Origin of the sequence: Pseudarthrobacter sp. MM222, from assembly GCF_947090775.1 — a bacterium.
Classification (GTDB): domain Bacteria; phylum Actinomycetota; class Actinomycetes; order Actinomycetales; family Micrococcaceae; genus Arthrobacter.
This window is the reverse complement of record NZ_OX352321.1, coordinates 1,875,653-1,889,872: the sequence shown is the minus strand read 5'-3', so window position 1 is coordinate 1,889,872 and position 14,220 is coordinate 1,875,653. Positions and strand designations below refer to the sequence as shown.

Sequence of the window (14,220 nt, the reverse complement as noted above, 5' to 3'; positions counted from 1 at the left end):
GGATCACGTCCGTCGCAGGACGACGAGGCCGTTGGCCGGCAACCGCACATCGATCCGCCCGTCCTGACTTGGCAGCACGGCACCGTAGTTGCCCAGATCGGTTCCGCCATAGAACCTGGAATCGCTGTTGAAAATTTCCTGCCATCCGCCCGGGGCCAGCCGGTCCGCCGTCGTTCGCAGGGTGTACCCGGCCGCAAACGGATGGTTGTTCAGGGACGCGACGACCAGCTCACGGGTGGTGCCGTCGGAACGGACGAAGGCAAGAACCCGGGCGTCATCAGAGGCGTGGATGATGTCGATGGTGCGCGAACGGAAGGCCCGGCTGCCCCGGCGGAGCCGGATCAGGTCCTGGTAGTAGCGGAACAGGTTCGCACCGAGCCCGGAACGCTCACCCAGGATGTCCTCCCGTCCGCCCGGGATGTCGTCGTACTTACAAGGCTTCCGCGCGCCGATTTCCTCGCCCATAAAAAACATCGGCGTGCCGGCCGAGAGCATGCTGATCCCGGCGACGACGCGCGTCCTGGCCTCGGCGACGTCCCGGGTCGGCCCGTGCAGGACGGCGTCGTTGATGGCCGCGCGGATGGTGCGCAGAGTGCCCTGCGCGTTTCCTGCCTCATCGTGGGATTCGTGATAGACAACGTGCGCCTCCCCCGTCCTGGCGAAGGAGCCGCAGAACTGGGTCCAGGGCAGCGGGCCGTCGGTCCCGAATCCGGCACCGTGCAGTATTTTCGCCCTGTCCTCATGGTTGGCGGCGTCGCCGATGAGGTCGTGGTACAGGTCCGAGAACCAGGTTGCATTGAAGCCCATCCCGCCGGTGTCAGCGGGTTCGGTGATTTTGTTCCAGCCCGAGTGATCTTCGGCAATTCGAATAGCGGAGGGACGGATAAGGTTCAGCGTGCGGCTCCACTCCCGCAACAGTTTGTGCCCGTACAGCTGCGCCGCGAGAACTTCCGACCCATCGATCTCCCGCCGGTGGTCGCGGTGGATGGCCTCGGTGAGATCCACGCGGAAGCCGTCGACGTGGAACTCCGCTGCGAACTCCGCCGCGCTGCTGATGAAAAGCTGCCGGACGTTCTCCTCCCACAGTCGCGGGGTCCGTCCCGAAGACCCGTTCTGGAGGTACCCGTTGTCCGGGTTCCCGTGGTCGGCGGACCGGCCCTCGTACCAGTAGTAGATGTTCTGCTCGGGCAGGTCGGAGTCGTATTGCCATTGGGCCCGATCGGCGGTGTTGTCGAAGTGGTTGTAGACGACGTCCTGGATGACGGCTATCCCGTTGCGGTGGCACTCCCGCACGAAGTGCTTGTACTTGTCGCGTCCGCCGGCGCTGGACTCGATGACGAAGTGATGGGTGTCGCCGTAACCCCAGCTGAAGGTCCCGCCGGTCTCAGACACCGGCATCAGTTCCACCGCGTTGATCCCGAGGGACACCAGATGAGGGATGAACTCCATGGCATCCCGGAGTTTGCCGGCGTCAATCCGACTGAATCCCAGCGATCCTATGTGGAGTTCGTAGATCACCAGTTCCGTCAGCCGGGTCGGCACCGGCGTGGCAGGGGTGAACTCGGTGAGCCAGAACTCCTCGTCGGGAAGCTGCTTCGGCGGGTCGGTGGTCGGTTCGAATTCTTCCCGCACCACGTCCTGGTCGATGACGACGCTGCAGCTCACGCCTCCGTCCAGGCTGTCCGGATTCCCGTCCCAGGCAGGGTGGTTCGGGTTTTCCGGATTGATGGCGCCGCGTCCCATCTGCCACCGGGAGTGGAGGTCGGTGCGCATCCGGACCACTCCCTGCGCGGTGCGAACGCGGTACATGTAGGGCAGGCCCACGAAGGACGCGAAGTCGGCCCGGGGAACACTGGCCCAGATGCCCGCGCCAATGCCGTGCAGCGGGATCACCGGCTGGTTCGGGTCGATGCCGCGTCCGTCGTCGTAGATATAGCCGTTGTCCTTTTTCCCGAAGACGACGTCGACCGCCTGGGCGTTCGGAGCCCACGCCGCGAACCGGAGGTGCTCCTTGCCGTACTGGTGCAGTTTCTGGGCCCCGAAGAACCGGCTGACGGTCAGGCAGTACCGGGCCGTATCGTGCCCTCCGGCCGTCGGCAGGATGAAAATGCGCTCCGTTCGCACAGGGTTGGGATACGGGTCCTCGGTGGCGATCGCCCACTGGTTCGCACCGGACGGACCGTCCAGGCGGACACCCCACCGGACCTCCTGTCCTGCCACGGCGTCGTCGAAGACCACGGTCGCTTCAAAGGCCGGACAGCCGTCCTCGCCGGTGACCTCCTGCATGGGCAGGTCGCCCCAGCCGTTCCACGAGCCGGCCAGGCGGGCGTTTCGGAAGAGGCGCTGCTTTATCCCGCTGAGGTACTGGAAGCGCACCGTGATCATCGGTTCCCCCGATCAATTTTCCGAAACCACCGATGGAGCACCGGGCGGGGACCTCAGCGTGAACGTTTGACCACCATCGCGGAGCCGCCCCCACGCCGCACCGGCTCAGCAGCGGCGACCATGCGCCCGTCGGACTTGAACTCGATTGCCGTCGCCGCACCGATCTCCGCCGCGGACGTCGACGGCGCCCCGGCCGGCTCCAGCACGTGGCCGTACGGCGCGAGCTGGCTTCCGTAGGCGGCGATGAATCCCGACTCCGCCGTCACACTGGCCGAGTTCCGCTGCGCCGCACGCGGCGCGGCGATCGCCTTGGAAATGCTCATGCCCAGGTCCACCCGGTTCAGGATCGTCTGCAGGACGGTGGTGATGATCGTGGACCCGCCGGGCGAGCCGAGCGCGAGGAACGGTTTGTCGTCCTTGAGGATGATGGTTGGTGACATCGAGGAGCGCGGACGCTTGCCCGGCTCGATCCGGTTCGGGTCGGCCGGGTCGTAGACGGCACTAAAGTCGGTCAGTTCGTTGTTGAGCAGGAACCCGCGGCCGGGAACCACGATGCCGGAGCCGCCCGTCTGCTCGATGGTGAGCGTGTACTCAACCACGTTTCCCCATTTGTCCGCGACCGTCAGGTTGGTGGTCGAGATGTTCTCCGTGTCCCTCTCGGTGGCAGGCGCGGCAGCGGCGGCCGGGCACGCGCCGTCGTACTTGGCCACGTCCCCCGGCGGGACGGGCTTCTTGGCCGCGTGCCGCGGATCAATCTGGCAGGAGCGCTCTTTGCCGAACCGGGGATCGGTGAGCGCCTTGGTGGGGACGTCGACGAACGCGGGGTCGCCCACGTATTTCCCCCGGTCCGCGAAGGCGAGGGCGCTCGCCTCGAGGTAGTGGTGCAGGGCGTCGGGCTGGGCCATCTCCGAGATGTTGAACGGGTCGAGGATGTTCAGCGCCTCCCCGACGGTGGTGCCACCGCTGCTCGACGGCGCCATGCCGTAAACGTCCAGGCCGCGGTAGTCCACGTGCGTGGGTGCCTGATCCAGCACGCGGTAGGCGGCCAGATCCGCCGTCGTCATATTGCCGACCGGGACGGGCAGCGCCGTGCCAGGCGCCTTGGGCGGGGACTGGACGGTGGCCGCGATTTCCGCCGCGAGGGCGCCGCGGTAGAAGCCGCGTGCGCCGTTCTCGCCGAGGAGCCGGTAGGTTTCGGCGAGTTCGGGGTTCTGGAAGACACTGCCGACGGCGGGTGCTGTTCCGCCCGGCAGGAACAGCTTGCTCGTCGAGGTGAACGCCGCGAAGCGGACCTGGTTGTCGAGGGTCTGCAGGCGGAACGTATCGTCGACCACGAAACCCCGGGTCGCGACGTTGATTGCAGGCGTGAGGGCCTCGGCGAGGCTCATCGTGCCCCAACGGTCGAGCGCGCGCTCCCACGTGGCCGGCGTGCCGGGGACGCCGACGGAGACGCCACTGGTGACGAGCTCCGGCGTGAAGCGGTACGGTTTGCCCGTCCCCGGGTCGATGAACGCGTCGTGCCGCATCGCCGCCGGAGCAGTTTCGCGGCCGTCGATGGTGCTGACCCGGCGGGTCTTCGCGCTGTAGAACACGAAGTAGCCTCCACCGCCGATCCCTGCGCTGTAGGGCTCGGTCACGCCCAGGGTCGCGGCCGCCGCGACGGCGGCGTCCGCCGCGTTGCCGCCTCTGCGGAGGACTTCAATCGCCGCTCCGGATGCCTCCAAATCCACGGTGCTCACTGCGCCGCCGTATCCGGTGGCGGTGGCTGTCTTTTCCGTTTCCCGCGGATCTGCGACGGCGGGGCTGACGACGACACCGCTGGTAACACTCAAGGCCAGAGCCGCCGTGATTGCAGCGAGTCGGCGTCTCACTGATGGCATGGTCGCTCCCGGGTGAAGGTGCTGCGAGTTAACCGTGCAATCACGCTACTACTCCGAGGTGCGCCACTCAACACCTCGCACACGGTCGGCTCACGCGGCGCTGCTTGCTGGTTTCAATCGCGGTTTGGGTAGCCGAGGTGGCGCTTGATTTCCTCGAGCTCGGCGCTGAGTTCTTCGACCCGCGAGCTGTATCTGGCGAATTCCTTCTTGCGGCGCTGCCCGTCCCGGTAGCTCACAATCAGCGCGAGGATGCCCAGTGGCACCGCGACCAGCAGGGCCCATCCCGCTGCCGCAAGGAATTCCACCGCGACCGGAAGCGATGCCCGAAAATCGATGAATTCATTGACGCCGTCCACCACTCCGCTCATGGCAGCGTCGAGGTCTCCCAGAAACCGCCCAACAACGGGAGTATCAGCCAGTTTGGGAGGAGCGCCGAGCCTGTCCTCCGCACCGCCGCCCCAGCGGGAATCGCCGAGGTGGGACAGGACGTAGATGCCCGCGCCGATGTTAGCCATCGCGAAGACGAGGACGGCTCCAAGGGCACCCAGATGAGGCCTGCGGGGCCGCCAAAAACACAGCAGCAACCCGGCGGCGATCGCCGAAAGCCACGTCAGGGCCCTCAGCCACTCGCTGTTTACGTCGCTCAAGATGTCCACGACACCGACCTTCCCTAGACCCTTAGGCAGGCTACCCTGAAGAAGGGGCTGGACGGGCTGGAGCGGACGCCCGAATCCTGTTTGGAGTGCAGCGGAAACCAGGGCCTTGATACGGTGGGGGCCGTTCTATCAAAGGATATTCCCACACCGCCTGAGGTGGCCGACCCGGTGCCCCGCTCTTCTCATGCGCCCCGGTGATGGCGGGCTGGCAATAGAAAGGAACAAAGCCGGTGGTTTGCCTTGCCCGACTGTCAAAGCCACGCTAGCGCGCGGCTTCGTCGAGCAGCTGCCGGAACTGGGCTTCGGTGTTCAGGGTGAGCTTCTTTCCGTCAAGGTAGAAGGTGGGCGTGCCTGTCACGCCGAGGGCGCGTCCGTCGGCGACGTCCTTGCTGATGCGGTCCTTGGTTGCCTGGTCCGCGACTGCCGCGTCGTACCTGTCCATGTCCAGAGCCAGTTCCTGCGCGAAGGTCCTAAACAGTGCTGCCTGGGAGTCCTGTTTCTCGCCCCATTTTGGCTGGGTCTCGAATAGCTTGGCAGCCATTTCCTCATACTTGCCCTGCTGGGCTGCGGCTTCCACGGCCACGGCTGAGGGGACGGAATTACGGTGGCCGGGCAGCGGGAAGTAGCGGTGAACGAACGTGATCCGGTCCCCGTACTCCTTCTGCAGTTCCGCGACCAGCGGCTCAGCAGCACGGCAGGATTCGCACTCGAAGTCCAGGAACTCGACCAGCTGGGCCTTCTCAGTGGCCGGGCTCGTGACCCGGTGGCTGTCTTCCCTGATGAGCTGGGCGTCGGCAGCCGCCAGAGGTGCGGCCGGAGCGGGCTTATTGGCGGTGAGTACGAAGTACCAGATCACCCCAGCGCCGACGAGGGCCGCAAGGAGAATCCAGATTACGAGGCGGACCCGTCGGGCGGAAACGACTGCGCTCATCGATCAGCCGGCTTTGTTCCAAGGTTAACGACGACCGGCGCAGCCAATGCGTCTGATTTGCGCCTTGCGCAGCAGGAATCCACAGGCTCTTTGCCTGCCGTCGCTGCTGTCACGGGCACCGCGAAGGCAGATGTTGTTGAGGACTCTTCGCTGGGCGGGCAGCAGCCATCATCCTCTTCAGCGTGGCACTCGGTGGCGTGCGGTATGGCGCAGCAGACCTCGCCGCGCCAGGCGTTGATGCCTTCCCGGACGGCGATACCTGCAATGACCAATGCCGCGCCGGCATCGGCCCACCACCACCCCAGAGTGCTGTTCAGGATCAAGCCAATCAGCAGGACGGCGGAGAGGTACGTGCAGAGCAGCGTCTGTTTGGAATCCGCTACGGCGGTCCTGGAGCCAAGTTCCCGCCCGGCCCGGCGCTGCGCCCACGACAGGACAGGCATGATCGACAGGCTCAGTGCTGCGATCACGAGGCCCGGTGTCGAGTGCTGGGCCTCCCCTGCGCCCGTGAGTGACCGGAGGGCATCCACGGTCACGAACGCGGCGAGGGCGAAGAAGGAAATGGCGATGATCCGCAAAGTCAGGTGCTCACGTCGTTCCGGGTCCTTGGCAGAGAATTGCCAGGAAAGAGCCAGGGCGGAAGTTACTTCAATGACCGAGTCCAGGCCGAAGCCGATAAGCGCCGAAGAGTCCGCGACCCCGCCGGCCCAGAGTGCCACACTAGCCTCAATGACGTTATAGGTAATGGTGGCTGCCGCGAACAGCCTGATCCTCCGGCTCAGCACCTTGCGGCGATCCGGACTGGGCGCGTGAAGCAGCGCGGTCATGCGAAGCACTCCCCATCCGGGGAACAGCACGCCGGGTCCACCGCAAGCACAACACCGATCAGGTCCTTGATGGCGTTGCCAAGCCGGGCATCTGCCAGCTCATAGCGGCTCCGCCGCCCGTCAGGGACGGCAACAACCAGCCCGCAGCCCCGCAGGCACGTCAGGTGGTTGGACATGCTCTGACGCGAGACTCCCAAGGAATCAGCCAGATCCGAGGGATAGGACGGAGTTTCCGAGAGTGCCAGAAGGATCCGGGCGCGGGTCGGGTCTGACACTGCATAGCCGAACCGGGCCAGCACTGGTGCCTGGGTGAGCGTTTCCATACGGGTCATAGTACAGCCTTGGCTGTATTCACGCCATTGTGTAATAAGCGCAGCCGGGGTGCCCACAAGCGCCGCCCTAGCCCGCATAGCCGATCACATTGCCCCACCCGTCAAAACCCTCCACCAAGCGTTGCCGGCTTTCTTCTCGGAAGCCAGTTCTGACCACTTCGGGGTGAAGCCCAGGTCCTTCCAGCCGGCGATGACGGGCTTCGCGTTGTGCTGGCCCCGGCTGTGTGCCGTTCAACCGCACTGTCGGGTCCGACACGTCGGGCGCTGCGCTAGGTTCGACGCACTGTCAGGGCCGGCAGGTCCGACACGGAGGTGCCGCGCCGTCGGTAAGATTCCTATGGTGACCATCTCCGATTCCCAGCTCCAGCCAGTCACTGTGTCCGTGGCCCGCACAGTCCAACCCGGCCGGACGCGTCAGGCCAGCGCCTGGGCGCACGCAGGCCAGGAACTCGCCCGCGAATGGCCCGGCTACCTCGGATCCGGCTGGGTCCGCTCAGCCGCAGACTCCAACGAATGGCACATGCTGTACCGCTTTGCCGATGCCAACCTGCTCAGCGACTGGGAGCAGTCCGACGAGCGGCGCTGGTGGATCGACAGTGCAGCTGACCTCGTGGAGGTCACGCAGATCGAACGGCGCACGGGCATCGAAGGCTGGTTCGCGCAGCCCGGCGATGTCCGCCTCAGCGTTCCCGAGACCGTGGTTCCGCCCCGGTGGAAGCAGATGGTCAGCATCTTTCTGCCCTTTTTCCGCTCAGCCTTCTGGCCAATTTCCTGCTGCACCCGCTGACCCAGGAATGGCCCCTTCCCTACCAGGTGCTGCTGGCCGCCTGTCTCCTCACGCCGCTGATGACGTATGTCTTTCTTCCCGTCACCACCCGGTTGTTGGGACCCTGGCTGCGTAAGAAGCGCTGACGGAAGGCACCCGCCGTCCGCCGGGTTGGCTCGCCTACCCGGCCCCGGGGAGGGACACCTCCACCACACCCTCCTCGATGCGTGTGCTGAACCGCGGCTGGCCCGCCGTCGCCGGTCCGCCCCTGACTTCTCCGGTGCGCAGCTCAAAGACGCTGCCATGCCACGGACAGATCACGCAGGCCTCCCCGCGCTCGTCGAGCTTGCCCTCGTGGAGGGGCCCGGAGAGGTGGCTGCAGACGTCCGACAAGACGTGGACCACCTGGCCCTCCCGGAACACGAGCAGCGGCATACCGGCCACCGTCCGTTTTTCCAGCTCGCCTTCGGCGAGCTCGTTCAACGGGGCGAGGGTATGCCAACCGACCGGGAAGCGGTGCGGAACATCCTCGCTGTGGTTTACCCCGGCGGCCTGACGATATGTGAGGTGGCCGCCGAGGAAGCCGCCGGCACCAACGGTGGCAAAACCCAGGTATCCGAGCAGCTTGCCTCGCGACTGCCGCCCGCGGGACCGCTCCACCAGTGACGCGATGTACAGTCCGGTGGCCGCGATGTTCGCCGCGGCGTGTACCAGGCCCACGCGCTGTTGCTGCTCATGGAGTTCCGACCAGTCGGTGAAGCCAGCGACAGCCGAAGGGACCGCGGCGATGGCCCCCACGCCAATCAGAATGCCCGCGGCGCGCTCGTTTCCGGGCACAGCATCCAAAACGGCGGCCGACGTCCAGGCCCCCAACGGTATTTGGACCGCAAGAGGATGAACCGGGTGTCCCAAGGGCACCCCGTGGAGCACATCACGAAGCCATGGGAACGGGACGACCGAGTTCACGGTTCCTTTGACCCGTGTTACCCATGGATCAAGCCAGGCACTGTCCTCCAGTCGAGAAACGAGATTCAGCAGCGGCAAGGGTTTCATGTGCGTCCTCCATCATTGGATCGTTCAGGCTGAGCCTAATTTCTCCGCGCTCATCTGCACAGATCCTTGGCGCTTAGCAAAGGATTCAGCCGTTCTTCAGCAGGGCCACGTCTTTCAGCAGGGCTACGTCCGAAACCAGTTCGATGTGCTCCATCATCGCCGCGGCAGCGGCAGCGGAATCCTGGTCCCTGATTGCGTCGGCGATCTTGCGGTGGGACGCAAGGGACTGCTCCGGGCGGCCCGGCTGCCCGAGTGATTCGAGGCGGGTTTCCAGGATCATGCCTGCAATGAACGTCATCAGTTGGCCCAGCACGGCCGAGTGCGCAGCCGCGGTCACGGCCTGGTGAAAGAGTTCGTCGCCCCGCGCACCCTTCGCGCCAGAGGCCACCTCCTCCGCCATCGCGTCGAGCGCCTCGTCGATGGCTTTCATGTCGGCATCGCTGCGCCTCGCGGCGGCGAGCTCGGCAAGCTTTACCTCCAACGTGCTCCGAGCCTCCACGATTTCAGGGAGCCGGCTGCGGTGCTCTCGGAGGCCCTTGAGTACGGAGGGAACATTCGGACGGTAGACCAACACCGCACCGGTGCCGTGCTGGACGTCGATCACACCCAGCACTTCCAGCGCCACGAGCGCCTGGGCCAGCGTTGCGCGCGAAACGCCGAGCCGTTCTGCAAGTTCACGCTCGGCCGGCAACGTATCCCCGGGGCCTAGCTGGGCAGCCTCGATGTAGTCCATGAGCTGTTCCACGAGCTGTTCGTAGAGCCGAGGGCGCGAGACCCGGGAAATCTGTTGGGTTGCGGACTGCTTAGGCATGCGCTTCCTTTCGGCGAAGGCTCTGGGCCCTAAGACTACCGGAGAACTATTGACAAAGACACCTAGTGTCTAGGAGGCTAGGCCAGTGAGCCACTTCACACTAACTTCTACTCCGGAGGAACAAAGATGTCCGCTCCCGTCCTGTCCATCATCATCCTGGCGGTGATGTTCCTCCTGGCCACGGTGCTCCCCCTCAACATGGGCGCCCTGGCCTTCGTGGGGGCATTCCTGCTCGGTTCGGTCGTGCTGGGAATGTCCACCAACGACATCCTCGCCAACTTCCCCGGCGGTCTGTTCCTCACGATCGTCGGGGTGACGTACCTGTTCGCGATTGCCCAAAACAACGGCACCATTGACCTGTTGGTCCGTGGCGCGGTGCGCATGGTGGGCAGCAAAGTCGCCCTCATCCCGTGGGTCATGTTCGCCATCACCGCGGTGATTACCGCCGTCGGCGCCCTCTCCCCCGCTGCCGTCGCCATCATCGCCCCGATTGCGCTGAGCTTCGCCGCCAAACACAAGATCAACCCGCTCATGATGGGCATGATGGTGGTCCACGGCGCACAGGCCGGCGGCTTCTCCCCCATCGCTGTCTACGGCGTCACCGTCAACGGCATCATCGCCAAGACGGAGTTGGAAGCCAACCCAATTGCGATCTTCCTGGCCAGCTTCTTCTTCAACCTCGCCATTGCCGTGGTTCTGTTCATCGTCCTCGGCGGAAGCAAACTGCTGTCCACCAAGGGTGGCCGCCTCGTCGAGCAGGCCGCCGCAAAGCGCATGTCCGTCAGCCTGGGCGCCCGCGCGGCCGGCGTCACACTGCAGGGCTCCGGCTCCGATATTTCCTCCGCCGGCGTTTCGGCTAAGGGCACCTCCGGCGGCTCCGGCAGTTCCCCTGCCGGCGGCTCCTCCGAGTCCGCCGGGAAGCCGGCCAACGGTGCCCGTGCGTCCGTGCCCCAGCTGGTCACCATCCTGGGATTGATCGCCCTGGCCGTTATCTCCCTCGGCTTCAAGGTGGACGTCGGCTTCGTTTCCATTACCATCGCCATCATCCTGGCCCTCGTATCCCCGGCAGCACAGAAGGGTGCCGTCAACAAGATCAGCTGGTCCACCGTGCTGCTCATCTGCGGCATGCTCACCTTCGTGGGTGTCCTCGAAGAAGCGGGCACCATCAAGTTCGTGTCCGACGGCGTGACCCAACTTGGCATGCCGCTCCTGGCGGCTCTGCTGATCTGCTACATCGGCGCCGTGGTGTCGGCGTTCGCGTCCTCCACCGCGATCCTTGCGGCCCTGATCCCGCTCGCGGTGCCGTTCCTGGCGACCGGAGAGATCGGCGCCGTCGGGGTGATCGCCGCCCTGGCTGTGTCCTCCACGATCGTGGACGTGTCCCCGTTCTCCACCAACGGCGCCCTGGTGCTGGCCAACGCTCCGGAAGACGTGGACAAGGACAAGTTCTACAAGCAGATTCTGGCGTACAGCGGCATCGTCGTCGCTGTCGGCCCCGCCATTGCCTGGCTGGTCATGGTGCTCCCGGGCTGGATGTAGCCCGCCCCTTCAGCCCGCTCCCTCCACGCACATAAAGGACTATCAACATGAGCACTGAACCGACTATCCACGCCGAGGGCCCGCTCGCGGGCTACCTTGTGGTGGACCTGAGCCGTGCCTTGGCCGGCCCGCACGCCGGCATGATGCTGGCCGACCTCGGCGCCCGGGTCATCAAAGTCGAGAACCCCGGCACCGGAGACGACACCCGCGGGTGGGGTCCCCCGTTCGTCGGTCCCGAGGACGATCCCCAGGCCACCTACTTCCTGTCCTGCAACCGCAACAAGGAATCCATCGCCCTGGACCTCAAGAGCGACGACGGCCGGACAGTCCTGCGTGAACTGCTGGAACGCGCCGACGTCGTCATCGAGAACTTCCGCCCCGGCGTCCTGGACCGGCTGGGCTTCTCCGCCGCGGAAATGCACGAGTTGAACCCTGCACTGGTGGTCCTGTCCATCACCGGCTTCGGGCACGACGGGCCGGAATCCCGGCGCAGCGGCTACGACCAGATCCTCCAGGGAGAGGCCGGACTGATGTCCCTGACCGGGTCCGGGCCGGACGATCCCCAGCGGGTGGGCGTTCCCATCGCCGATCTGCTGTCCGGAATGTACGGGGCGTTCGGGACGCTCGCCGCGCTGCTGCAGCGCGAGCGGACCGGCCAGGGCCAGATCGTGCGCACGTCACTGCTTGCGGCGCTCATCGGGGTGCACGCCTTCCAGGGCACCAGGGCAACGGTCGCCGGCGAAGTCCCCAAGGCGCAGGGAAACCACCACCCCTCCATCGCCCCCTACGGCCTTTTCCACTGCCGGCAGGGCAGTGTGCAGATCAGTGTGGGCAGCGAGAAGCTTTGGAGCACGTTCGCCTCCGCCTTTGGTATTGACGCTGCGCGGCCGGAATTCGCCACCAACGCGGACCGGGTCCGCAACCGCGCGAAAGTCATCGAAGAAATCGAGCAGGCCTTCTCCGAATTCGAGGCCGAGCCGCTGCTCGCCAAACTCAACGCCGCAGGCATTCCGGCCGGCAAAGTCCGCGCTCTGGACGAAGTCTACGAGTGGGAACAGGTCCATTCCCAGGGGCTCGTGATCGACGTCGAGCACAAAATTCTGGGGAAGGTGAGCCTGCCCGGTCCGCCGCTGCGGTTCTTCAGCGCCGCGGACACCGCGGAAACCACGCTGACAACGCACACCGCGCCGCCGCTGCTGGACCAGGACGGGGAGCAGATCCGGCAGTGGCTCGGTCTGGTGCCGGCCGAGACGAGGAGAACAGGGACTGGAACCGGCACGCCAGCCGGTCCGGAACAGGAAAAGCGCTGAACATGGTGACCGAACAGAAGGCCAGGCACCTGGACGCCACGGAACTCATCACGGCTGTGCTCGATCCGGGCTCGTACCAGAGCTGGGACGGTCCGGTTGTGGACCCCGATCCGGGCCCCGAGTACCGGCAGGAACTGGCGGCTGCCCGCGCCAAGACCGGCGTGGATGAATCCGTCCTCACCGGCCAGGGCCTCATCCGGGGCCGGCGCGTGGCCGTCATCGTCAGCGAATTCCGCTTCCTCGCCGGTTCCATCGGCGTCGCCGCAGCCGAACGCATCGTCACCGCCGTCGAACGGGCAACCCGGGAGGGCCTGCCCCTCCTGGCCGGCCCGGCGTCGGGCGGCACCCGCATGCAGGAAGGTACCATCGCATTCCTGTCCATGGTGAAAATCAGCGCCGCGGTCCGTGCGCACCGCCAGGCGGGGCTGCCCTACCTCGTCTACCTGCGGCACCCTACCACCGGCGGCGTCATGGCGTCCTGGGGATCCCTCGGCCACATCACCGTCGCCGAACCCGGCGCCCTCCTCGGCTTCCTCGGACCCCGCGTCTACGAGGCCCTTCACGGCACACCGTTTCCGGAGCGGGTCCAAGTGGCTGAGAACCTCTTCGACAAGGGCCTCATCGACGCCGTCGTCCCGCCATGGCAACTTTCCGACGTCGTCGACCGCGCCCTGAGCATCCTGGTCACCGGCCCGAATCCGCGGCCAAGGGCGCCGAAGAGCCTTTCGGTCAAACCGTCCGACGCCGGCGCCTGGGAATCGATCGAAATCTCCCGCAATCCGCGGCGGCCGGACCTTCGCCAACTGCTCGCCCACGGAGCCCGGGACGTGCTGCCGCTCAACGGCACCGGACAGGGGGAAAAGGACCCTGGCCTTCTGCTTGCCCTGGCCCGCTTCGGCCAGGCATCCTGCGTGGTCATAGGCCACACGCGACCCCGTCCCTCCCAGCAGACAGCGATGGGCCCGGCATCCCTCCGTGAGGCCCGGCGCGGCATGCGGCTTGCAGAGGAACTCAGACTGCCGCTGCTCACTGTCATCGACACCGGCGGCGCGGCACTCTCCAAAGAGGCCGAGGAAGGAGGGCTGGCCGGGGAAATCGCCCGGTCACTGCATGACCTCATCGGGCTGAACTCCCCCACTGTGTCCGTCCTGCTGGGCCAGGGGGCCGGCGGTGGAGCGCTGGCCCTCCTGCCCGCGGACCGCACCATTGCCGCCCAGCACGCGTGGCTCTCACCCCTGCCGCCCGAAGGCGCCAGCGCCATCGTCCACCGCAGCACGGACTTCGCCCCGGCCATGTCCGAATCCCAGGGCGTCAACATCGCATCCCTCCACGCCAACGGACTGGTTGAACACATCGTGGACGAACGCCCCGACGCCTCCCTGGAAGCAAAAGCGTTCTGCCAGCGGATGGGGCAGGCCATCGAATACGAGCTAGCCACCCTGTCCAACGCCGGGATCACCAAGCTGCTCCCGCAGAGGCTGGCAAAGTACCGCAACCTCGGTGGGAACATGGACTAGCGGGGAGGTTGCACCGCTGGGCGCGGAACGCTCCAAGGGGCAGTCCCTGCTCCGCCTTGGCGGGGTGCAAGCCTCTTCCGCCGCCCACCCACTGGGCCTAAACTCGATGCAATCGATCATGAATCGAATCTGGACCTCCTGCTCCGGGCCCACCTCAGGTCCGGGAAGTCCTGACGGGATTCCGGAGTAACTCAAGTTGCTCGAAAGAGGCGC

The 14,220-nt window shown here is 65.9% G+C and carries 11 protein-coding genes and 1 pseudogene; 4 read left to right on the top strand and 8 right to left on the bottom strand.

Annotation, left to right across the window (positions count from 1 at the left end; translation table 11 throughout):
• Positions 1-3: 3 nt before the first annotated feature.
• The 6 genes from OM977_RS08535 to OM977_RS08510 form a co-directional block, all read right to left on the bottom strand.
• On the bottom strand, positions 4-2,385 hold the full coding sequence (locus tag OM977_RS08535; RefSeq protein WP_264357052.1) for an alpha-amylase family glycosyl hydrolase: 2,382 nt from the start codon (positions 2,383-2,385) through the stop codon (positions 4-6).
• Positions 2,386-2,438: 53 nt separating this feature from the next.
• Positions 2,439-4,265 carry a gamma-glutamyltransferase gene (gene ggt / locus OM977_RS08530; RefSeq protein ID WP_264357051.1) on the bottom strand — a complete coding sequence of 609 codons (1,827 nt, stop codon included), beginning with the start codon at positions 4,263-4,265 and terminating at the stop codon, positions 2,439-2,441.
• 113 nt (positions 4,266-4,378) lie between these two features.
• Positions 4,379-4,921: a hypothetical protein gene (locus OM977_RS08525; protein WP_264357050.1), complete on the bottom strand. Its 543-nt coding sequence runs from the start codon at positions 4,919-4,921 to the stop codon at positions 4,379-4,381.
• A 262-nt stretch (positions 4,922-5,183) separates the two neighbouring features.
• Positions 5,184-5,852 carry a DsbA family protein gene (locus OM977_RS08520; RefSeq protein ID WP_264357049.1) on the bottom strand — a complete coding sequence of 223 codons (669 nt, stop codon included), beginning with the start codon at positions 5,850-5,852 and terminating at the stop codon, positions 5,184-5,186.
• Entirely contained in the window at positions 5,849-6,679 is an 831-nt protein-coding gene (locus OM977_RS08515) for a cation diffusion facilitator family transporter (RefSeq protein ID WP_264357048.1), read from the bottom strand. Before OM977_RS08515 ends, OM977_RS08520 begins: the two co-directional genes overlap by 4 nt.
• Positions 6,676-7,002, bottom strand: coding sequence for an ArsR/SmtB family transcription factor (locus OM977_RS08510; protein WP_264357356.1), 327 nt, complete (start codon positions 7,000-7,002; stop codon positions 6,676-6,678). Before OM977_RS08510 ends, OM977_RS08515 begins: the two co-directional genes overlap by 4 nt.
• A gap of 346 nt (positions 7,003-7,348) precedes the next feature.
• Here OM977_RS08510 and OM977_RS08505 point away from each other — a divergent pair.
• Positions 7,349-7,923: pseudogene (locus tag OM977_RS08505) on the top strand (antibiotic biosynthesis monooxygenase).
• Positions 7,924-7,957: 34 nt separating this feature from the next.
• On the opposite strand, the gene OM977_RS08500 reads toward OM977_RS08505, so the two are convergent.
• Positions 7,958-8,830, bottom strand: a complete 873-nt coding sequence (locus OM977_RS08500) for a Rieske 2Fe-2S domain-containing protein (RefSeq protein ID WP_264357047.1) — start codon at positions 8,828-8,830, stop codon at positions 7,958-7,960.
• An 85-nt stretch (positions 8,831-8,915) separates the two neighbouring features.
• Positions 8,916-9,641, bottom strand: coding sequence for a FadR/GntR family transcriptional regulator (locus tag OM977_RS08495; protein WP_264357046.1), 726 nt, complete (start codon positions 9,639-9,641; stop codon positions 8,916-8,918).
• A 126-nt stretch (positions 9,642-9,767) separates the two neighbouring features.
• Between OM977_RS08495 and OM977_RS08490 the strand changes: the two genes are divergently transcribed.
• From OM977_RS08490 to OM977_RS08480, 3 genes are read left to right on the top strand one after another with little or no spacing between them, the layout of a single operon-like run.
• Entirely contained in the window at positions 9,768-11,180 is a 1,413-nt protein-coding gene (locus tag OM977_RS08490; protein ID WP_264357045.1) for an SLC13 family permease, read from the top strand.
• Positions 11,181-11,227: 47 nt separating this feature from the next.
• Positions 11,228-12,490 carry a CaiB/BaiF CoA transferase family protein gene (locus OM977_RS08485; RefSeq protein ID WP_264357044.1) on the top strand — a complete coding sequence of 421 codons (1,263 nt, stop codon included), beginning with the start codon at positions 11,228-11,230 and terminating at the stop codon, positions 12,488-12,490.
• A gap of 2 nt (positions 12,491-12,492) precedes the next feature.
• On the top strand, positions 12,493-14,007 hold the full coding sequence (locus OM977_RS08480) for an acetyl-CoA carboxylase carboxyltransferase subunit alpha/beta (protein ID WP_264357043.1): 1,515 nt from the start codon (positions 12,493-12,495) through the stop codon (positions 14,005-14,007).
• The last annotated feature ends 213 nt before the right edge of the window (positions 14,008-14,220 follow it).